The organism is Demequina sediminis, from assembly GCF_039545075.1.
GTDB lineage: Bacteria > Actinomycetota > Actinomycetes > Actinomycetales > Demequinaceae > Demequina > Demequina sediminis.
In genome coordinates this window covers 53,623-73,947 of sequence record NZ_BAABRR010000010.1, presented here as the reverse complement: position 1 = coordinate 73,947, position 20,325 = coordinate 53,623, and the positions used below count along the sequence as shown (strand labels likewise).

The following is a 20,325-nucleotide window of genomic DNA, read 5'->3' as shown; positions in this document are numbered from 1 at the left end:
AGCGGCGCGGGTCAGTACGCGCCGCGACCCGCGACCACGGCCCACACGGTCCGCATGACGATCACCGCGTCGAGCCCCAGGGTCCAGTTCTGCGTGTAGTGGAGATCGAGCCGCACGCTCTCCTCCCACGAGAGGTCGGAGCGACCGCTCACCTGCCACAGACCCGTGATTCCGGGTCGAACCAGCTGGCGACGGGAGACGTCCTCGTCCCACAGCTCGACCTCACGCTGGAGCGGCGGGCGCGGCCCCACGATCGACATGTCACCCTTGACCACGTTGAGCAGCTGGGGAAGTTCGTCAAGGGAGAAGCGCCGCAGGATCCGGCCCACGGGGGTGACGCGCGGGTCTTCGCGCATCTTGAAGTGCACGCCGTTGCCCTCATTGGCGTCGAGGATCGCGGCCAGTCGCTCCTCCGCGTCGACGTACATCGTGCGGAACTTGAGCATCTCGAACGGCTGATGCGCGAGCCCCACGCGCTGCTGACGGAACAGCACCGGTCCGGGACTGCTGGCCTTCACCGCGATCCCGATTGCGATCATGGGCAACCCGAGCACCGCGAGGATCGCGAGCGCCCCCACGCGGTCCGCCGCCGACTTCAGCACGCGCGTAGGCCCGGTGAACTGAGGCGGGTCCACATGCATGAGCGGCAGGCCCGCCACCTGCGAGACGGCCACCCGGGGCATCGTCACGTCGGACACGGTGGGGGCGACAATCAGCCCGATCCCCGTCTCCTCGAGCGCCCACTCGAGCTTGCGGGCCTCGCGCAGCGAGACCTCCTCCGTGCCGGCGAGCACGATGTACTCGGCGCCGGCCGCCGACGCCGCCATGGGCGCGTCGCCGATCCCGCTCAGCACGCGCACATGGGACAGGTCCGCGGCGAGCGGTCTCGAGGCGTCACCCGAGAGACACACGCCCACGACCTCATACGAGTGATCGCGGTGCACGCGGTCGAGGCGTCGGATCATCTGCTCCGCGGTGCGCTGTGGCCCCGCGATCACCACGCGCTGGCGCAGTCGCCCGAGCTGGCGCTGCTCGCGCAGCCATGCACGCCACGCGCGCCGGTAGCCGAAGAGCACCAGGGTGCCCACGGGGAGCGCAAAGAGCAGATAGCCGCGACTCACCTGCCACTGCGTGAGGAAGCCGATGATCGCGACGATCGCGAACGTCCGCCACCCCGCGGTGCCGATCCGCTGGTACTCCTCGGGCCCCTGGCCCAGGATGCGGATGTCGCGCGAGCGCGTCCACCCGAGCTGCAGCATCCACAGTCCCGCGACGGCGACCGTGACCCACCAGTAGGCGGGGCCCGCGGGGCCGACGATCGCGGAGAACGGATCCCATCCGAAGCGGATGCCATGCGCGAGCACCATGACAAGCACGATGACAAAGGCATCGGTGAACGCGATGCGCCGCTGGACGCGGCGCACCGAGATGGGTGCGGCCGCATAGCGCGGCGCTGCTGCGGCAATGCTCACGACGCTCTCCCCCCAGGCAGGACGTGACTCGCCTCAACGGCAACCGGCGCCCCGCGAAGCGGGGCGCCGGTGAGGCCGCTAGGAGCGAGTGCCGGCGGCGGTGCGCCGGGCTGCCACCATGACGACTCCGACACCGGCCAGGAGCAGGACTCCCGCGCCCACTGCCATCGGCAGGCTCTCGAAGCCGGTGGCCGACAGCGTCTCCTCGGCGGTGACGACGCCACCGGCGCTGAGGGTCCCCTCCTCCTCCACGACTTCCTCATCGAGCACGCCACCCGCGATCACCTGGACCTGAGCGACCCCCACGGGGTCACCATCCACGAATCCGGTGATGTCGAGCATGCCCGAGGAACCGAGCGGAGTGTCGACCACGTACGGCGCCTCACCCGAGGCGACGGACTTCTCGGCGGACGTGACCGTGCCGGCGATGGTGACATCGACGCTCGGGTTCGAGACCTGGATGTTCCCCATCTCGCCATAGTTCGTGATGACCTTGCACCCGAACTCGTCACCCGCGGTGACAACGGTGGCGTCGCAGACCAGGCTGGCTTCGCCAGCCGGGTACTCCTCCGCCATCGCGGCCGTTGGAAAAGCGATGATGGCGGCCGCGAGGGCCCCCACTGCAATCGAGCGACGAATCATTGCGCCTACTCCCCCTCATTCGCGCGACAGGCCCCCCTGACCTGCGCTCGCGATTCCGACAGTAGCACCGGCTGTCCGAATTGTCGCCAATTTCTCTTTCCTCCCCCTTGCAGGCGCACGTTTCGTGCGGTGGAGGCAGTCGAGGCGGTCAGTCCGCGGCGCCCTCAAAGAGATGAGCGCATGCCCGCACGCCGTCGGGGCCCTCGACACAGCCGATGCCCGCGATGACAAACTCGGCGCGCAGGATGTTGGCGCGGTGCCCCGGAGAGTCCATCCACAGCTCGACGACCTCGGCCGCGGCACGCTCACTCCGGGACAGGTTCTCCCCCGCCATCGCGCCCTCGTGACACGTCGCGATCAGGGTGTCGTGGACCAGGTCCGGGTCGTCGGCGAACGGCGCGGCGCGCTCGAGGGCCTTGTCCGCGAGGCAGTCGCTCCACTCAAGCGGCGCGAGACCCGCCTCGACCCGCTCGGCGTTGGTGAGGTCAAACATCTCGCGGGCGAGCTCGTCGACGCCCACCGGCGCGGCGGGCGCGCATGCCGTCACCACAACGCCCACTGTCGCCGCCACCGCCACGACGGCGGCAGCCCTTCCTGCACGCGCCACCCGCGCCACCCGCGCCACCCGCGCCAGGGCGCTGCGACAGCGCCCTCCGGCGCGCGCATCGTCCCTGGTCAGCATCCGTCCTCCAGCGCCACCTTGAGAAAGGCGCCGCTCTGGTACGCGTAGTGGTAGGCCCAGTAGTGCGGCGCGAGCCGCTCACCCGAGTCGAGGTACGCGACGTCCCCGTCCCAGCACCTCTCCATGATGACGCGCGTCCGCGTGATGTGCGGCGTGACCGTGATGACGGCGGCGGACTCCCACGCGTGGCTGTCCGCGAGGTCGCGCAGCCAGCGCGCCTCGCCGCGGGTGGTGAAGGGTTCGGGCATGGCGCAGACCACGGCCGGGTCGGCGCTCTCGCAGGCCGCGACGGCGAGCGGGTAGCGCGCACGGTCCTCGGGCTCCTCGGAGAGAGACACCACCAGGGTCGAGGCCATGCCCTCCGCGACGAGCGACTGAGCGAGCTCCATGCGCGTGTCCGTGGGCGGGCCGATCACGTAGACCGCGTCCACGGCGCGAGGCTCGTCGCGAGCCGGCATCACGTAGAGCGGCACGCCCGCGAGCGCGATCGCACCCGCCACCACGGCGACGGCCGTCGCGACTTTCAGCTTGCGCCCCACGCGCGCACTTTAGCGCGGGTTCGCCGAGTCCTGAGTGTCCCGAACCTCAGTTCTCGGGGCGAAATGGAGTCCTGAGTGTCCCGAACGGCAGGTTGCGGAGGGCTGGGATGGGGACGATGCGGGGGTTAGCCGTTCCGCAGCGCCTCGCGCAGGCTCTCGCCCACCGCGCGGGCCCCCTCGACCGTGTAGTGGACGCCGTCGGTGGTCATGCCGGGCGCCCATCCGTCGCCCTCGCGCACCGGCGCGGTCGCGTCGACGTACTCCCACCCCTGCTCCGCGGCGAGCGCCTCGAGCCGGCGGTTGAAGCCGGCGACGTCAACCTCCTGCCCATAGTCGAGGGGCGGGATGGACAGCAGCAGCACGCGCGGCGCCCCGACCGTGTCGGCGATCTGTGCGAGCGCGCCCGAGGTCTCCTCGAAGGGCAACCCCCACGCGAGGTCGTTCGTGCCGAGGGCGAGCACCAGTGCATCGGCATCCACCGGGACCACCCGCGCCGCCTGCTGCACCGAGGTCGCCCCGGGCACCGCGGTGCCGCCCGCGAGCCCGATGCCGTCGGTGAACGCCCAGCGCACATAGGACTCGTCGCCCAGACCATCCGCGGTGAACGACGTCGAGTTGCCGAACGACAGCGAGTCCCCCACCACGGCGACGTGAAGCACGCCCGCGCCGCCGTCGGTCCCGCCGTCGTCGGTCGCACCCCCCGACTCCCCGGGCGCGCACGCGGTCATCGTGAGCCCCAGCACGCCCGCCGCGAGCGCACGCCTCAGGCCCAAGGCTCGGCGCCCACGGTCACGTCCTCGCCCGTGCGCGCCGAGTCGCCGATCGCGAGCGACAACGCGTGGTCCCATAGCCCCTGCGCGAGCGGATACGGCTCGGGCCCCTCGCCGCGCGTCCACGCGCCCATGTCCACGAGCAGCTGCGCCACCGCGAGGTCGTCCTCGGACATCCGCGCGTCGTGCCACGCGTTGCGGTAGACCACCTCGCCGTCGAACGACGTGTGCCACAACGCGTTGCCCTCGAGGTTGAGGTCCACCCCAGTGCGGCGGTGCTCGAGGCGCGAGCCCATCGGACCGTCGGGGGTCATGCGGAGCACGGAGTCGTCGGCGATCTCGCCCAGGCTGCCCCTGATGACGATGCGCCGGTGGAGGTAGGGGTTCCACCACTGGTTGTCGACGAAGTCGTAGAGGCCGAGGCGACCCTCGCCGAAGTCGAGCGTCGCAATGGTGGTGGTGCGGGGTTCGGGGGCGGGCACGCCGGCGCCCACCCAACCGTCGGGCGTGAGCGGGTCGACCATCGGCGCCGTGGCCTGACGCGCCGTCACCCTCGCCCCGGTGACCGCCGCCACATCACCCGACCCGAGCATCGTCCGCATGAGGGACACCGCGTGATAGAGGTGAGTCGAGGACACCTGCACCTGGTGGGGCGCGCCGATCACCCCGCGCCGCACCACCTCGATGCGCGCCGCGTGGCCCGGCATGCGGGTGTACTGCTCCGCGACCTGGACCAGCCCGGACGCTCCGACGTCGGACCACAGCGCGCGCAGACCCTCGCGGTCGGGGGCGGGCGGTGTCTCCGCGAGCACGGGCATCCCGGCCGCCACGACGTCGCGAATCACCTCCGGGCTGGTCTCCCACGGCACCGCCGCGATCACGAAGTCGGGGCGCAGGCTCAGCGCGTGGTCGAGCCCCTCCGCGGGCAGGCGATCGTGAAGGTGCGCCGCGAACGGCGCCGCGGCCACGCGCGCCTGCTCGAGCGCCTCACGCGCCCGCTGGGGCGTGCGGCCCACGATCGCCACCGGCTCGAGGAGGTCGGGCGCCATGGCCGCGAGGCGCAGGAAGAACCGCGTCCGCCAGCCCGTCCCGACCACCGCGAAGCGAACGGGGGCGGTCACGACGCACCACCGAGCCGCTCCGCGAGCAGTTGCGCGAGGTGGCGGCCCTGCACTCCCGCGAGGTCGTCGGCCTGTGTGCGGCACGAGACCCCGTCCGCGAGGTACACGGCCCCCTCGGGTGCGGACCGCAGCGCCGGCAACAGCGAGTTCTCCGCGACCAGGACCGACGTCTCGTAGTGGCCCTTCTCGGTGCCCCAATTGCCCGCGAGCCCGCAGCAGCCCGCGGTCTCCGTGACGGTCGCCCCGCCGCGCGCGAGCAGCTCGCGATCCGCGGCGTAGCCCATCACCGAGTACTGGTGGCAGTGCGGCTGGACCACGGCGGTGACGTCGGCGAGGCTGGGCACCTTCCAGCCGTCGCGCGGCTTCACCGGCGACCGGCCCGTGAGCACCTCCGCGAGCGTGAACGTCTGCCGCGCGACCGCGTGAGCGCGCGGATCGTCCGGGAGCAGCTCCGTGAGGTCGCCGCGCAGCACCGCGGTGCACGAGGGTTCGACGCCCACGATCGGCACGCCGTTGACGGCCCACGGACCCAGCACTCCCAGCAGATGATCGAGGTGCCGCTTGGCGCCGTCGAGCTGACCGGTGCTGATCCACGTCACGCCGCAGCAGGCGTCGCCGGCCACCACGACCACATCGAGCCCCGCGTCCTCGAGCACGCTCACGATCGCCTCGGGGATGTCCGGCTCGAGGCCGTCGGTGAAGCTGTCCGCCCACAGGACCACGAGGTTGTCGAGGCGCTTGGCCCGCGCGGGATCGGCACGGCGAGAGCGGGCCGTGGCACTGCGCCGGAAGGGCACCGCGAACTCGGGCAACCGCCGCCGTGTGTCCATGCCCGCGATCGACACCGCGATCCGCTGCACCCACGCCGGGCGCAGCACCGCGGAGATGAGTCGCGGCGCGATCCCGATCACCTTGAGCCAGCGCGGCAGCCATCCGATCGAGTAGTGCGTGACCGGGCGCAGCTTGCCCCGGTACGTGCGGTGCAGCACCTCGGACTTGTACGCGGCCATGTCGACGCCGCTCGGGCAGTCCGAGCTGCACGCCTTGCAGCTGAGGCACAGGTCGAGGCTCTCGCGCACCTCGGGGGCCGTGATTCCGCCGGGGAACGCCCCCGTGAGCGCCTCCTGGAGCACGCGCGCACGTCCTCGCGTCACGTCCTTCTCGTCACCCGTCGCCTGGTAGCTGGGGCACATGAAGCCCGAACCGGTGCCGATCGCGTCCGCGCGGCACTTGCCTACGCCCGTGCAGCGGTGGACGGCCTCGGTGAGGTCGCCATGGTCGTGCGGCAGCGTGAGGCCGATGCCGGGGCTGGGTGGGGCGGCCGGGCGGCGCAGGTGCGCGTCGAGCGGGTCGGGGTCGACCAGCACGCCGGGATTCAGCAGGTTCTCGGGGTCGAAGAGGTGCTTGACGCCGCGGAACAGCGCGATCGCGTCCGGCGAGTACATCGCGGGCAGCAACTCGGAGCGCGCGCGTCCGTCGCCGTGCTCTCCCGATAGCGATCCGCCGTGCGACGCGACCAGCGCGGCCGCATCCTCCATGAACGTGCGCAGCATCTCCGGCTCGTCCGCGAGCGGGATGTCGAGGCGCACGTGGATGCAGCCGTCGCCGAAGTGGCCGAAGGGCTGCCCCGTGATGCCGTGGCGATCCATGAGCGCGTCGAAGTCGCGCAGGTAGGCACCCAAGCGCTCGGGGGGCACCGCGGCGTCCTCCCAGCCCGGCCATGCCTCGGTGTTCTGCGGGGTGCGCCCGGACAAACCCGCGCCGTCCGCGCGGATCGCCCACAGGCGCGCCGCCTCGCGAGGGTCGACGACCTCGCGCCACGCGGAGCTCCCCGAGTCCGCCGCGAGCGCCGCGAGGGTCGCGCGCGCCTCCTCCTCCGTGGCCCCGCCCACCTCGACGAACAGCCAACCCGCCCCCGCGGGGAGCTCGGGCACCGCGCCCGTCGCCGCCGCGACGCGCGCCACCAGGCGGGCGTCAAGACCCTCGACCGCCTGGGGCGAGTGCCGGAGCATCGGCACCACGGCATCGGCGGCCGCGGGCATGTCCTCGTAGCCGAAGGCCGCCGTGAGGCGCACGGGCGGCACGTCGACCAAGCGCACGGTCGCCTCGAGCGTGGTCGCGAGCGTGCCCTCGGAGCCCACGAGGAAGCGGGCGAGATCCCCGCCGAGCTCGGGCAGCAAGTGCTCGAGGCTGTAGCCGCTCACCTGACGGGAGAAGCGACCGAACTCCGTGCGGATCAGCGCGAGGTTGGCCTGCACCATCTCCTCGAGGCCCGGCACCGCGTCGAGCCCGCGGGCGGCGGCGGTGAACCTGCGCCCGATGCCGTCGACGGCGTCGAGCGCGACCACGTTGTCCGCGGTGCGCCCGAAGGCCACCGCGTGAGGGCCACACGCGTTGTTGCCGATCATCCCGCCGAGCGTCGCGCGGGTCGACGTCGAGGGGTCGGGCCCAAAGCGCAGCCCGGCGCCCGCGACACGCTTCTGCAGATCGGACAGCACCACGCCCGGCTGGACGCGCGCGGTCTTGCCCTCGATGTCGACGTCCAGCACGCGATTCATGTGGCGACTCACGTCGAGCACGAGCCCCGGCCCGATCGCATTGCCCGCGACCGAGGTGCCGCCGCCGCGCATCGTCGTGGGCACTCCCGCCTCGCGCGCGGTCGCGAGCGCGGCGAGCACGTCGTCGGCGTCGCGCGGATACGCGACCACCTGCGGCGGGATGCGGTAGTTGGAGGCGTCGGTGCTGTACTCCGCTCGCCGGCGCGAGCTCGCGTCGACCTCGCCCGACATCGCGCGCGAGAGCGCTGCGGCAAACTCCCTGGCGGCGGCGTCCTGGGCGGCCGACTCGGGGGTGGTGGCGACGGATGCGGTGGCGGTCACGAGCGCCATTCTCGCACCGGTCGGGACGGACCCCACCCGAGCACGCGACCCGCCCGCCACCTTCTGTCACTTCTGCCACATCCGTCACACGCGTATATCTGCGTCGCACGCGTCGACACGGTCCTGAGCAACTCGTTGAGGGGACTCCGGGGGAGGCAAACACTGAAGGTAGCTGAGGGTAGCGGAGGCGTGAGGGCGCCTCCTTGATGACCCTTCGGCACAGGAGGTCATCATGAAGCTGAGGGCAATAGTCACGATCGCGAGCATCGGAGCGGTGCTCGCCGTGGGAGGGACCGCAGCGGTTGCCGTCGACGGGGGGCCACACGTCGAGGGCGAGAAGGTGACGATCTGTCACGCGACCGCCTCGGAGTCCAACCCGTACACCGTGAACTGGGTGTCGTGGAACTCCACCGATAACGGGTACAACATCGACTGGAACGGGCACGGCGACCACGAGGGCGACATCATCCCTCCGTTCGCGGACTTCCCCGGCAGCAACTGGAATGACGACACCGCGGCACTGTGGGAGAACGGGTGCAAGCCCGTCGAGCCCGAGCCGTCGGTGACCCCGTCGCCGAGCGTGACCCCGGAGCCGTCGGTCACTCCGGAACCCAGCGTGACGCCGGAACCGTCGGTCACCCCGGAGCCGTCCGTGACCCCGGAGCCGTCTCCGTCGCCCACGATCTCGGTGCTACCCGAGGAAGTGGTGCCCGAGGAGCCCGAGGTGGTGGTGCCGGAGGTGGTCGAGCTCGAGGATGAGCTGCCCGCCGCACCCGTCACGGCCGACGTCGACTACACGGGCTGAGGGGGCCCAGGGACGATGCGGGGAGACCCGTCCCCGCATCGTCCCGTCAGGCTTGCACCACCGAGGGGCCCGGCTCGAGGCCGAGGCTCACCATGAGGTCCCGCACGCGGCCGTCGATCTCGTCGCGCTGCGCCTCGGACGGGCCGGGCTCGATCGCCCAGTCCTCGTAGCGCTTGCCGGGGACGTACGGGCACGCGTCGCCGCAGCCCATGGTGACGATCACGTCCGCCTCGTGGAGCTGGGCGTCGGTCCAGCGCTTGGGGTGCTCATGCGTGATGTCGATCCCGACCGCCGCCATCGCGGCGACCGCGCCAGCGCTGAGCGACTCGCCCGGCTCGGAGCCGCCCGACCACGCGGTCGCGCGGTCGCCCGCGTAGTGGCTGAACAGGCCCAACGCCATCTGGGACTTGCCCCCGTTCTTGACGCAGAGGAAGAGCACGGCAGGGGTTGCGGTCATGGTGATCCTTGGTGTGGGGTGGAGGTGAGCGTGGCGGCGAGCCGGCGCACGCGCGGCTCGAGGGCGTCGAAGGCTGCGCCGAACGCGCGCGAGGTGCCCTCGACGGCGGGGTCCGGAATCGACCAGTGGAGGTCTCCCCCGCACGACTCATACGCGAGGTCGCACACAGCGACCACGAGGTCGCCCTCGGCGCGCACGCGGTCCACATGCATCGGAGTCGCGGCGACTGGGGAGAGCCCGCGGCGCTCGAGCTCCGCGAGCGCGAGGGGATGGATCGCGGGGTCCGGCTGGGTGCCGCCGGAGGCCACGGGGACGATGCCCGTGGCGGCCAGCATCGCGGCGGCGAGCTGGGATCGGGCGGAGTTGCGCGTGCACGCGAACACCACGCGGCGCGGCCTGCCCGGGAGCGACGAGTGGGAGGCGCCGGCCTGCCCCGCGGCCACCGCCGCCTCGAGCACCGGCGACCAGTCAAGGGAGAGGTAGGCGCGGCGGCCATCGGCATCCGAGCGGCGACGCACCACGGCGCCGGCGTCCTCGAGGACACGCAGGTGGTGGGCGAGCAGGCTCGAGCTGAGGCCCGTGTGGGAGGCGAGCTCGCTGGGAGCGAGGTCCCCGCTACCGAGCGCATCGACGATCGCGAGCCGGTGCTGATCCGCGAGCGCCGCGAGCAGCGCGAGGCGGTCGACGGGGCGGTCGCCGCGGCCTGGTTCCATGCCGCGATTCTATCTCAACCCATGTTGAAGTATCCACTTCTGGTCGGGTGCGGCGACCCGCGCATCGTCCCTCCGCGAGATGTTCGGGCGGCAGCCGTGCCACCGACGCGGAACGCCGATAACGCAATCCCTTGCGTCACATCCTTCACGCCCGTATCTCCGAGTCACATGAGGTGACATGGCACCTCTGGCGTCGTTGACGCCCCTCCGGCGCCCCACGAGCATGGCGACAGCTGAGGGGCTAGGGCATCGCTGAGGGTGCCTTCGAACTCCCGCGGCTGGGAGGGAATCATGAGACTGAGGGAACTCATGATCACGGCGCTGCTTGGCGCGCTTGTGATCATTGGAGCGACACCCGCGAGCGCCAACGGCGGCGGCGGGACGGACAACACCAACAGCCCGGAGTATTGGGAGACGGTGATTTCGAACGACATCGGGGGCGGGAATGTGTCCTGCTACAAGGACAGCCACGGCCGCGTGGTCGACAACGGCATGGCGGTCTCGCTGTCGCCCTTCGACCCGAACTGGGAGGGCACCGGCTACGTCGCCCTGATCGTCAAGGGCGGCTCCGCTGGCGAGGACGGGGCGGGGAACAAGGTCTACATGTTCCCCAACGCCGGCACCTCCTACAAGCCGCCGCTCAACGCGGGCGGACAGCAGGCGGCCGTCTCGCACTGGATCGTGTGCAAGGGCGACGTGCCCGTGGACTACGAGGTCACGTGCGAGGCCGTCACCATCACGTATCCGCAGGGCATCGACTCGATCGACGTCAACATCAAGTGGACCGCACTGCCGGGCGGCTCGCAGCAGACCCAGAACTATCACCCGAACGTCGGCGCGACCGACGGCCAGGTCGTGACGGTGAACATCGCCGCGACGGGGTATTACTCGGTCGACTGGGTCCAAGTGAACGGCACCAACTACCACTGGCAGGAGGGGCTCGTCTGCGGACAGCCCGACATCCCCGAGCAGCCGCAGGACAAGGTCGAGCGCACCGAGTGGTCCGTCTCCGACTATGACTGTGACGCTCAGTCCGTGACGGAGACCCGCGAGGTCACCACCACCACGTACACGTGGGACGCCCAGGAGTGGGAGTGGGTGGCCGCCGCCCCCACGACCACGACCGAGACGCGTGACCGCGACATGACCGCCGGCGAGCGCGTGGAGTACTGCCCGCCGCCCGAGCAGCCCAAGGACAAGGTCGAGCGCACCGAGTGGGGCGTCGAGTCGACGAGCTGCGAGGCGCAGGCGGTGACGGAGACCCGCGAGGTCACCACGACCACGTACACGTGGGATGCCGAGGCATGGGAGTGGGTGGGATCGAGCTCGACCACCACCGAGACCCGCGACCGCGACATGACCGACGACGAGCGCCTCGAGCACTGCGCGACGACGCCCGCGGCCCCGCTGTGGACGGATCAGTGCGGCTTCGACAACGCGTACTGGACGCTGCCGGACGACACCGAGCACGTCACGTACACCCAGTCGACGTGGCACGGCTACCTGGTCGTCACCGCGACGGCCCAGGACGGCTACGTGTTCCCCAACGGCGAGACCGTCATGACGTGGAAGGACAAGGACTCCAACGAGCCCTGCGTCCTCGACACGCCCGACGCTCCCACCTGGACGGACGCGTGCGGCTTCGACAACGCGTACTGGACGCTCCCGGAGGACACCGAGCACTACTCCTATGCCGCCTACGGCTATGAGGGCAAGCTTGCCGTCGTCGCCACCGCGGCCGAGGGGTACGTGTTCCCCGGCGGCGAGTCGACGATGGTGTGGGAGGACACCGACTCGAACGAGCCGTGTGTCGACGCGGCGGCCTCGGTCTCCGTGAAGCCCGCCAGCTGTGACGCGGACGGCTCCGTGGGCACCGTGCTCACGACCAACGCGATCGCACCCGAGTCGCTGCCGAGCACCCCTGGCGAGCACACGGTGACCTTCGTCGCCGAGCCCGGCCACGTTTTCCCCGGTGGCTCGAGCGAGCTCGACGTCACCTACACGATCGCGTCGCAGCTCACCGAGGGCTGCGGTGGGGTCCTGCCAGGCGAGGTCACTCTCGACGGCACGATCGTCACGGAGTACTGCTCCGCCGATGCGCCGTTCCTCGACTACGACGTGGTCCTGAACGACCCCGACGACCTGTCGACGGATGACGGCACCGCGACGATCACGTTCGTCCACCCGACCGATCCCGCACAGAACTGGTCGGCCACCGTGCCGATCGGCTCCGGCCGGATCCTGTGGCCCGGCGCGAGCCTGGGTGCGAACGGCAAGGCCGATGGCTGGCCAGGCTGGGAGTACAACGAGGCCACCGAGGAGTGGGTGAGCGTGGGTGACGGCAACTTCGGTTGGACCCGCGCCGCCGACACCACGGTGCTCATCGAGGTCAACCCCTCGACGACCTTCACGGTCAACTACCCGCCGGCGACCCCGAACTGCAACTCGGCGCCGCCCAAGGAGATCGTCGAGGTCCTAGGTGCGCCTCCCGCCACCCCGGTGGTGGCCGAGGCCCAATACGCCGGCTGATCACCGGCGCCACCGGACCCGGTGGGCAGCTCCGACCAACCTCAGCAGGTCGAGCGCCCACCGGGTCCGCTTTGCGTGTGCGGCGAAAGCCCTACGCGCGCTCGTCGACGAAGACGGGCGTCCCGAGCGGGATTCCGATCTCCTCGACCAGCTGCGTGATGACGTCGTTGGGGATGCGGATGCAGCCGTGCGATACGGAGCGGCCGAACGACGTCGGATCATTCGTGCCGTGCACGCCGATGACCGCGTCGCCGCCCGCGAACTCGTCGAGCACCGGCGAATAGCCCGACAGCCCATACGCGTACGGGCCGTAGGTGCCCGTCGGATCCGGCGGCTGCAGCAGCTCGCGGATGTAGTAGACGCCGCCGGGCGTCGGCAGCTCGTCCTGCCCCAGCCCGATCTCTGTGGTGAGGATCTCCTCGTCGCCGTCGAAGACCGTGAGGCGGTAGTCGTCGAGCGACACCTCGATGCGCTTGGTGGTCGCGCTGAGCGTCACGGAGTCAGCCTCAACCCATCCCGTGGTCCCATTGGGGCGCACCGGCAGGTAGAGCTCGACCCAGTCGCCGCGGACCTCCTTGACCAGGAAAACGAACGGGGTCTGGTCCGGCACCGTGAGCACATCCTGCGCGCGGACCGTCATCTCCTCGCCGCCGCCCGGCTCGGTGAGCACGGTGATCTCCGACTCCTCGGTGCGCGCGACGTACGACACGTTCGGGTCGGCAACCTCGGACGCGGACGCGCTGGGCGCGGGGGTCGCGGAACGGTCGGGGAACGATGCGGCGGTGGGGATGTTCGCCGACGGCTCGGGATCCGGGGTGGGCGAACAGCCCGCCACCGCGACCGCGGCGCCCGCCAGCACGGACACCACCACGATGCGACGCATCGGACCTCCCTCAGACCCTAGGACTGCCCTAGCGTACGTGGCCGCGGGCGAGCGCGGAAGGGGCCTCGGCACGAGGTCGCCGACCATGAGCGTCCCATGGAAGGCGGAGACCTCCCGGATTCGACCATGAGCGTCCCATGGCGTGCAGGGGTGGGTGGGTGGGGGGTGGGTGGCTCTGGGCGGGTGGGGGGCGGGGGTGCCGGAACTACGGGAGCACGTCGATCGAGGTGGGGACGGGCCGCGTCAGCGGGAGCGGCCGGCCCCACTGCGGGTCGCCGGACTCGTCGAACGGCAGCACCTGCGCGCACGCGTGACGGTTGGGCTCCCACAGGGGGTCACCCACGATCTCGGTGTAGGTGCGCGCGTGGAAGACGAGCACCGTCTCGCCATCGGGCGTCTGAGTAAAGGAGTTGTGTCCCGGTCCGTAGATCCCCACGTCCGGCTCCGAGACAAAGACCGGTACCGGGCTCTTGACCCACGACGCGGGGTCGAGAAGGTCCGCGTCGACGTCGGCGGTCAGTAGACCCATCGCGTACTCGATGCCGGTGCCCGAGGCCGAGTACGTGAGGTACAGCCGTCCGTCGCGGACGAGCACGCTCGGCCCCTCGTTGACCGCGAACACGCGGGTCTCCCACTCGAACTCGGGGCGCGACAGCAACACCGCCTCGCTCGCGAGCGTCCACGGGTTCTCCATGCGCGCAATGTAGAGGTTCGAGTTGCCCGGGATGGCAAGGTCCTGCTGGGCCCACACGAGGTACTGGACGCCGCCCACCACGAACGATGTCGCGTCCAGCGCGAACGACTCCCACCCCGTGTCGATCTGCCCGCGCTCGACCCAGCTCCCCGTCATCGGGTCGGGGTCCGTGCACTCGAGCACGTAGTTGCGGTGATTGAAGGTCTCGGCCGCGCCGGGCCGGTCCGCCGAGGGGGCGCCGTCGGGCGACGCCGCGTAGTAGAGGTACCAGGCGTCGTTGACGCGATGGAGTTCTGGCGCCCAGATCAGCCCCGACTGCGGCCCCGAGTCGTGGCGCGTCCACACCGCGACCTCGGGTGCGTCCTGCAGGTCCTCGAGGCGCTCGGCCTTCCGCAGGACGATGCGGTCGTACAGCGGGTGGGAGCCCGTGAAGTAGTAGTGGCCCTCGTGGCGCAGCACGCAGGGATCGGCGCGCTGCAGGACGATCGGGTTGGGGATCGGGTTGGGGATCGGGTTCTGGATCGGATGTGTGCTCGGCCGCGGGTTCGGCTGACCGATTGCACGTGCGGCGGCATCGATGGACACGGGCTGGCCTCCTTGCCGGCGCCTTCGCGCCGCTTCTTCATCGTTGTAAATGAGCGTCTGGCCACGATGGTAGCCCATCACCGCCCTCAGTTCGATGCCCGGCCGCACGATTCACCCCACCGGGGACAGAGGGGGTCGCCATGAGCGAGACCGAGGACCAAAGACCGCCGGACTCCAGCATCGTCTCGGCCAACCCACCCCTGCGCGACCAGGTCCGCGGCCTGGTCCGCGCGCTCGCGAACACGGGCGCACTCCGCGGGCTGGTCGCGGTGGTGCTCGCGGTTCCGCTCGCGCTGGTCGCTCTCGCCGGGGCGACGCGGCTGAGCCCGGTCGCGGCCGTCGAGGCGCTGGGCCTCTCCACGGAGCTGCGCGGCGCGATCGCGATGATCACGGCCGTATCGAAGCGCCGCGAGCGGGACCCGATTCCCGCGCTCGCCGGCGGCTCGATCGCGATCATGGTCGGGGTACTCGCCGTGGTGGTGCCCGCCTCGCTCACGGATGCCGCGATCGTCACCGCCGCGGCGGGGTCGTTGCTCGTCGGGGCCGTGCTCGTCGCGTGGAGCATGCGTCGTGACCGGGAAACCATGGGCAAGGGCGACGGCGCGCTCGACCCCGCCACCGCCTCGATCCCCGACGTGCTGTGGGACTGGGTCGTGGGCTCGGACATCGGGCGCCGGGAGCGCGCCGCTCAGGCGGAGGGCCTCTACTTCGAGAACCCCGGCCGCCTCACCAAGCTCGGGACGTAGTGGGTGATGCTCGTGCTGTCCGTCGCGATCGCAACCTTCGCGGTGCTGGGCGACTCGACCGCGGTCGTGATCGGGGCGATACCGGTCCCCCCGCTCATGACGCCCCTCATGGGCCTCGCGGGAGCGATCGTGAACGGCTGGCAGCGCCGCGCCGGAGTGGTGAGGCGACGACGCTGACCTGGTTCTCACGACGCTCACCGTCGACAGTGGCGAGGTGCAGGTCACCGTGACCGGAGCGGGCGACGCGCTGTGGGGCGAGACCATGCGGACGGGCGACCACGACTGCTACGAGCGGTGGGTGTTCGAGTTCGACGGCGACGGCGACGGCGACGGCGCTGCGAGCCGCGAGGCGCTGATACGGCAAAGCCCCCGGCATCTCAACGGATACCAGGGGCTTCGGTGAGAGCCGCCTGTGGGAATCGAACCCACGACCTATTCATTACGAGTGAATCGCTCTGCCGACTGAGCTAAGGCGGCGTGCGGTCCGAGGACCGCGGTCGCGCCCCGCGAGGGGCACGGGTAGACATACTAGCGCCTCAGCACCGCGTTCCCGAAACCGGCATCTGTCCGTCCACGAGGTAGCCGTCGACGGCGTCGATCACGCACTGGTTCGAGCGCCCGTACGCGGTGTGTCCCTCGCCGTCGAAGATCAGCAGCTCGGAGCTCGCGAGCTGCTCGCTGAGGGACTCGGCCCACTCGACGGGCGTCGCGGGATCGTTCGTGGTGCCGATCACCAGGAGGGGCGCGGCCGCATCTGCCGCCTCGAGCGCCGTCACCGGCTCCTTGGCCTCCCACGGCCAGCCGTCGCAGCCCACCGAGGACGCGAACCACCAACCGAACGTCGGCGACGCCTCGTCGAGCGCGGCCCTCATCTGGTCGAGCGAGGCGACCGTCGTGGGCTCGTCGCCCACCGCATCGAGGCAGCCGATCGACGTGAAGGCCCACTGTGAGTTGGACAGGTACTCGCCCGTCGCGGGGTCCTTGTCGAGGTAGAAGCCCGCAAGTTGGAAGAAGATATCCGCCGTGCCCTCGTTGATGACCTCGTCGAGCCCGGCCTGGAGGTAGACCCACGAGTTCTGGTCGTACATCGTCACGACCATCCCGTAGACCATGACGTTGCCGTTGACCGGGCTGCCGTCGAGCGACTCGTAGCCCTCGTCGCGCGCGGTGAGCGCGATGTCACGCACCTGCGCCGCCGCACGCTCGGGGTTGGGGTCGAGCGGGCAGCCCTCCTCGCCGCGGCACCAGTCGATGAAGTTCATGAGCGCGCCCTCGAAGCCGCGCGCCTGACCGGCCGCCTGCTCCACCGCCGGCAGGAGGAAGTCCACCGCGCCGTCGAGCACCATGCGGCCCACGTTCGCGGGGAAGAGCTCCGCATAGACCGCACCCAACTGCGTCCCGTAGGAGTACCCCAGGTAGTGGAGCTGGTCGTCGCCCAGCACCGCGCGAATGACGTCCATGTCGCGCGCGGCGGAGGACGTGTCGACGTTCTCGACCAGCGGTCCGCTGAGTTCGCGGCAGCGCTCGGCGAAGGCCGTGGTGGACGCCACCGCCGCGTCGATCTGCTCCTGGGTGTCGAGGGTGAGGTCCGTGAGGAAGAACTCGTCGATCTGCTCGGCGTCGCCGCATGCGATCGGCGTGGAGGCCCCCACTCCGCGCGGGTCGAAGCCGATCACGTCGTAGGCCGCCAGCAGGTCCTCGCCCGCGCTCACCACGAAGCTCTCGGTGAGGTCGAGACCGCTGCCTCCCGGGCCACCGGGGTTGATCAGCAGCGAGCCGAGCCGCGCGTCAGGATCGGTCGCGCCGTGACGGTTGATCGCGAGGTCCACCGTCGGACCGGCCGGGTCGGTCCAGTCGACGGGCACCTGCAGCGTCGCGCACTCAAGCTCGCCGCATCGGCTCCACTCGACCTCCTGCTGGTACACGGGCGAGTCCTCCGGAGCGATTGCCTCCCCGGTGGGCGCCGCGGTCACCGCGGACTCCTCGGGGATGAGTTGAGTGCGTTCCGGAGTGCAGGCGGCCAGGAGGAACGATGCCGTGAGGACGGCGATGGTCGCGGCGAGGCGGCGGTTCATGTCGCCACCCTAACGAGTGCCACCGACCGGCCCGTGCGGACGCAGGTCGAGGGCCATCGCCTCGAGCGCGAGCAGCGGCGCGACATTGCCCGCGAGCCGCTCCCTCGCGGTGCCGAGGGCGTCGAGGCACCTCATGGTGTCGGCGAGAGTCGTGCGTGCCGCGAGGTCACGCACGTGACCCTCGTGCGTGACGTTGACCAGCCGCACCGTGGCCCCGGTCTGCACCACGGCCACGTCGCGGTACAGCGACATGAGGTCCGTGATCGCGCGGTCGAGCACATCGCGCTTGTGGCGGGTCGCGCGCCGCTTCTGGTCCTCCTCGAGCTGGCGCAGCTGAGCGCGCAGCGCGGGAGGCATGCGGGTGCCGTCCTCGACGCCCAACATCGCGAGCAGTTCCGCCCGCTCCGCCCCGTCGCGCTCCTCGGTGGCCGCCTTCGCATCCGCCTCGGCGACCTCCACGAGGTCCGCGGCCGCAAAGATCGCGTCGCCCACGCCCCGAATCTCGGTTGCGAGCGCGAGCACCTGGTCGCGGCGCGCGCGGGCCTCGGGATCCCGGGCGAGGCGACGCGCCACCCCGATGTGGCTCTGCGCCGCGAGCGCGCACTCGAGCGCCAGACCAGGCTCAATGCCGTCGCGCGACGCCAACAGCCGCGCGACGTCCTCGGGCTCCGGCGTGGTCAGCCCAATGATCCTGCAGCGACTGCGAATGGTGACCGCGACGTCCTGCGGGCTCGGGGCACACAGCAGCCACACGGTGCGCGGAGGGGGCTCTTCGATCGACTTGAGGAGAACGTTCGAGGTGCGCTCCGTCATGCGGTCGGCATCCTCGACCACCATCACGCGCCAGCGGCCCTGGCTGGGCGAGGATGCCGCCTGAGAGATGAGGTCGCGCACCTCCTGGATCGAGATCGTGACCTTCTCGGTGGCGACCAGGGTGACGTCGGCGTGCGCGCCCGACAGCGCCGTCACGCATTCGCGGCACGTCCCGCACCCCCCCTGGGGGCACTGCAGCGCGGCGGCGAACGCGCGCGCGGCATACGAGCGTCCCGAGCCGGGCGGACCCGTGATGAGCCACGCGTGGGTCATTGCGACGGGATCCGCCACCGCGGCGCGCAAGGGTTCCACCTGGCGCTCCTGGCCCACGACCTCGTCCCACACGCTCACGGCGTACCCCACGGTTCGATCCCCATGCCAGCAGCGAGACCAGGAAGTCGCTCGAGCACCGCGGCCACCACCGACCCGTGCACCGTGTCAATCGACCGCGCGGCGTCGACCACCGCGTAGCGTCCCGGGTCGAGGTCCGCGCGCGCGAGGAAGCCCGCGCGCATCTGCGCCGCCTTGGCGATGGTCTCGCGCTCGACGCGGTCGAGGTCGCGGCTCACGCGCGCGGCGTCCGGCGCCATGTCGAGCACGATCGTGAGGTCGGGCAGCAGGCCCTCGGTGGCCCACATCGAGATCCGCTCGACCTCGTCTCCCAGCCCGCGCGCGCCTCCCTGGTAGACCACGGAGGAGTCGAGGTAGCGATCCTGCACCACCACCGCTCCGGCCTCGAGCGCCGGGCGCACGAGCGTCGCGATGTGGTGCGCGCGGTCCGCAGCGTACAGCAGCGCCTCCGCGCGCGGCGCGACGTGGTCGCCGTGCATGATGGCCTGGCGCAACTCGACCCCGAGAGGCGTCCCCCCTGGTTCGCGCGTGGTCAGCACGTCGCGGCCACCACCCGCGGGACCGCGAAGGTACCCCGCGAGAAGGTCGATCTGCGTGGTCTTGCCCACGCCATCGGCGCCCTCGAAGACCACCCAGAAGCCAGCGTTTGCCATGGGCACGAATCTACCGTTCGCCTCCGACCTCGAGAGGCCGCCCTCCATCCTTCCCCCGTGGCACCCGTTGCGCTCGTCTCAAGCCAGCCTGCCCTCGCGCGGATGCGAGGGATCACCAGGGTTATCACCTGATCCGAGGGGGATCCATCGTGCACAAGCGCACCTTCCTGACCGCCGCCAGCGCGGCTGCCGCGACCGCGGCGCTTCTCGCCACCGCGACCGCCGCAGGCGCCGCCGAGGACGAGCCCACCTACGCGAACATCTACGTCGCGATCGACCTTCCCGACTACAGCGACGGCGGCCCGATGGAGTTCGAGGCACTCGACGTGCTCGTTGGCGACGGCCCCGAACTCACCGGTGATGACGAGATCGCCAACCCCTCCGGGTGGTGCGGCGACGCCGAGGTCGACATCGACCTCACCGCGATGACCATCACCTTCACCGGCGGCGAGGACTACTGCGACTTCCAGGAGGCCTACCTGGCCGTCGAGCTCTACGGCGGCACTGTCCTCAACAACCTCGAGGCCGAGGTCACCGAGGACACGCTGTTCGAGGGCGAGTCGCTGCTCGAGTGGTACGGCATCGAGGGCGGCATCTTCGACGCGTACTGGTCGACCTGCGGACTGGTCCTCGAGGACGAGGAGCCCGAGCCCTCCCCATCGCCCACCGGCACCATCTCGCCTGCCGCCGAGGAGGAGGCCGCGTGGTGCGACTCGGAGGCGCCCGCGCTGGACATGGACGGTGTGAGCTCGTTCGTCTTCTCTCTCGTCGAGGAGGAGCCCACCACGGACGTGGACGACGAGGTCGAGGAGGCCCCGGTGGCCGAGCCGGTCGTCGCCGAGCCGACGTTCACCGGCTGATCCAGCCGTCTCGCAGCGAGGGCCGCATCCCGACGGGATGCGGCCCTCGCTGTGTC

The 20,325-nt window shown here is 71.0% G+C and carries 20 protein-coding genes and 1 tRNA gene; 6 read left to right on the top strand and 15 right to left on the bottom strand.

The window, feature by feature from the left end; genetic code table 11:
• Positions 1–11: 11 nt before the first annotated feature.
• From ABEA62_RS09935 to ABEA62_RS09905, 7 genes are all read right to left on the bottom strand, one after another.
• Positions 12–1,472, bottom strand: coding sequence for a sugar transferase (locus ABEA62_RS09935; protein ID WP_286214167.1), 1,461 nt, complete (start codon positions 1,470–1,472; stop codon positions 12–14).
• Between the two features lie 78 nt (positions 1,473–1,550).
• Complete coding sequence (locus ABEA62_RS09930) at positions 1,551–2,114, bottom strand: hypothetical protein (protein WP_286214168.1); 564 nt, start codon at positions 2,112–2,114, stop codon at positions 1,551–1,553.
• Positions 2,115–2,262: 148 nt separating this feature from the next.
• Entirely contained in the window at positions 2,263–2,796 is a 534-nt protein-coding gene (locus tag ABEA62_RS09925) for a CAP domain-containing protein (RefSeq protein WP_286214169.1), read from the bottom strand.
• On the bottom strand, positions 2,790–3,335 hold the full coding sequence (locus ABEA62_RS09920) for a YdcF family protein (protein ID WP_286214170.1): 546 nt from the start codon (positions 3,333–3,335) through the stop codon (positions 2,790–2,792). The genes ABEA62_RS09925 and ABEA62_RS09920 overlap by 7 nt, the downstream gene beginning before the upstream one ends.
• 125 nt (positions 3,336–3,460) lie before the next feature.
• The gene (locus ABEA62_RS09915) at positions 3,461–4,108 is read right to left on the bottom strand and encodes an SGNH/GDSL hydrolase family protein (protein WP_345379888.1); all 648 of its coding nucleotides are present in this window, start codon (positions 4,106–4,108) and stop codon (positions 3,461–3,463) included.
• Complete coding sequence (locus ABEA62_RS09910; RefSeq protein ID WP_286214172.1) at positions 4,099–5,226, bottom strand: Gfo/Idh/MocA family protein; 1,128 nt, start codon at positions 5,224–5,226, stop codon at positions 4,099–4,101. The genes ABEA62_RS09915 and ABEA62_RS09910 overlap by 10 nt, the downstream gene beginning before the upstream one ends.
• Positions 5,223–8,114 (bottom strand): FAD-binding and (Fe-S)-binding domain-containing protein, encoded by a 2,892-nt coding sequence (locus tag ABEA62_RS09905; RefSeq protein WP_425558020.1) that lies wholly within the window; start codon positions 8,112–8,114, stop codon positions 5,223–5,225. Before ABEA62_RS09905 ends, ABEA62_RS09910 begins: the two co-directional genes overlap by 4 nt.
• Positions 8,115–8,337: 223 nt before the next feature.
• Between ABEA62_RS09905 and ABEA62_RS09900 the strand changes: the two genes are divergently transcribed.
• Positions 8,338–8,910: a hypothetical protein gene (locus tag ABEA62_RS09900; protein WP_345379886.1), complete on the top strand. Its 573-nt coding sequence runs from the start codon at positions 8,338–8,340 to the stop codon at positions 8,908–8,910.
• A gap of 46 nt (positions 8,911–8,956) precedes the next feature.
• Here the strand turns inward: ABEA62_RS09900 and ABEA62_RS09895 are convergent, their stop codons facing one another.
• Entirely contained in the window at positions 8,957–9,367 is a 411-nt protein-coding gene (locus ABEA62_RS09895) for an arsenate reductase/protein-tyrosine-phosphatase family protein (RefSeq protein ID WP_286214174.1), read from the bottom strand.
• Positions 9,364–10,080: an ArsR family transcriptional regulator gene (locus tag ABEA62_RS09890; RefSeq protein WP_286214175.1), complete on the bottom strand. Its 717-nt coding sequence runs from the start codon at positions 10,078–10,080 to the stop codon at positions 9,364–9,366. Before ABEA62_RS09890 ends, ABEA62_RS09895 begins: the two co-directional genes overlap by 4 nt.
• Positions 10,081–10,371: 291 nt before the next feature.
• On the opposite strand from ABEA62_RS09890, the gene ABEA62_RS09885 reads away from it, so the two are divergent.
• Positions 10,372–12,609: a hypothetical protein gene (locus tag ABEA62_RS09885; protein ID WP_286214176.1), complete on the top strand. Its 2,238-nt coding sequence runs from the start codon at positions 10,372–10,374 to the stop codon at positions 12,607–12,609.
• A gap of 91 nt (positions 12,610–12,700) precedes the next feature.
• Here ABEA62_RS09885 and ABEA62_RS09880 read toward each other — a convergent pair whose 3' ends face one another.
• Together ABEA62_RS09880 and ABEA62_RS09875 are read right to left on the bottom strand one after the other, a co-directional pair.
• Positions 12,701–13,492 (bottom strand): L,D-transpeptidase, encoded by a 792-nt coding sequence (locus ABEA62_RS09880; protein ID WP_286214177.1) that lies wholly within the window; start codon positions 13,490–13,492, stop codon positions 12,701–12,703.
• A gap of 205 nt (positions 13,493–13,697) precedes the next feature.
• Positions 13,698–14,771 carry a glycoside hydrolase family 43 protein gene (locus tag ABEA62_RS09875; protein WP_286214178.1) on the bottom strand — a complete coding sequence of 358 codons (1,074 nt, stop codon included), beginning with the start codon at positions 14,769–14,771 and terminating at the stop codon, positions 13,698–13,700.
• 140 nt (positions 14,772–14,911) lie between these two features.
• Between ABEA62_RS09875 and ABEA62_RS09870 the strand changes: the two genes are divergently transcribed.
• From ABEA62_RS09870 to ABEA62_RS09860, 3 genes are read left to right on the top strand one after another with little or no spacing between them, the layout of a single operon-like run.
• Entirely contained in the window at positions 14,912–15,517 is a 606-nt protein-coding gene (locus tag ABEA62_RS09870) for a hypothetical protein (RefSeq protein ID WP_286214179.1), read from the top strand.
• A gap of 3 nt (positions 15,518–15,520) precedes the next feature.
• The gene (locus ABEA62_RS09865; protein WP_345379880.1) at positions 15,521–15,694 is read left to right on the top strand and encodes a DUF389 domain-containing protein; all 174 of its coding nucleotides are present in this window, start codon (positions 15,521–15,523) and stop codon (positions 15,692–15,694) included.
• A gap of 37 nt (positions 15,695–15,731) precedes the next feature.
• A complete protein-coding gene (locus tag ABEA62_RS09860) occupies positions 15,732–15,920 on the top strand; it encodes a hypothetical protein (protein WP_286214181.1) in 189 nt (62 codons plus the stop codon).
• Position 15,921: 1 nt separating this feature from the next.
• On the opposite strand, the gene ABEA62_RS09855 is transcribed toward ABEA62_RS09860, so the two are convergent.
• The 4 genes from ABEA62_RS09855 to tmk form a co-directional block, all read right to left on the bottom strand.
• Positions 15,922–15,994 (bottom strand) — tRNA-Thr (locus ABEA62_RS09855).
• A gap of 59 nt (positions 15,995–16,053) precedes the next feature.
• Positions 16,054–17,592: an alpha/beta hydrolase gene (locus ABEA62_RS09850; protein ID WP_286214182.1), complete on the bottom strand. Its 1,539-nt coding sequence runs from the start codon at positions 17,590–17,592 to the stop codon at positions 16,054–16,056.
• A gap of 9 nt (positions 17,593–17,601) precedes the next feature.
• Positions 17,602–18,756 (bottom strand): DNA polymerase III subunit delta', encoded by a 1,155-nt coding sequence (locus ABEA62_RS09845; protein ID WP_345379915.1) that lies wholly within the window; start codon positions 18,754–18,756, stop codon positions 17,602–17,604.
• Positions 18,753–19,409 carry a dTMP kinase gene (gene tmk, locus ABEA62_RS09840; RefSeq protein ID WP_345379877.1) on the bottom strand — a complete coding sequence of 219 codons (657 nt, stop codon included), beginning with the start codon at positions 19,407–19,409 and terminating at the stop codon, positions 18,753–18,755. The genes ABEA62_RS09845 and tmk overlap by 4 nt, the downstream gene beginning before the upstream one ends.
• A 149-nt stretch (positions 19,410–19,558) precedes the next feature.
• On the opposite strand from tmk, the gene ABEA62_RS09835 reads away from it, so the two are divergent.
• The gene (locus ABEA62_RS09835; protein ID WP_286214183.1) at positions 19,559–20,269 is read left to right on the top strand and encodes a hypothetical protein; all 711 of its coding nucleotides are present in this window, start codon (positions 19,559–19,561) and stop codon (positions 20,267–20,269) included.
• The last annotated feature ends 56 nt before the right edge of the window (positions 20,270–20,325 follow it).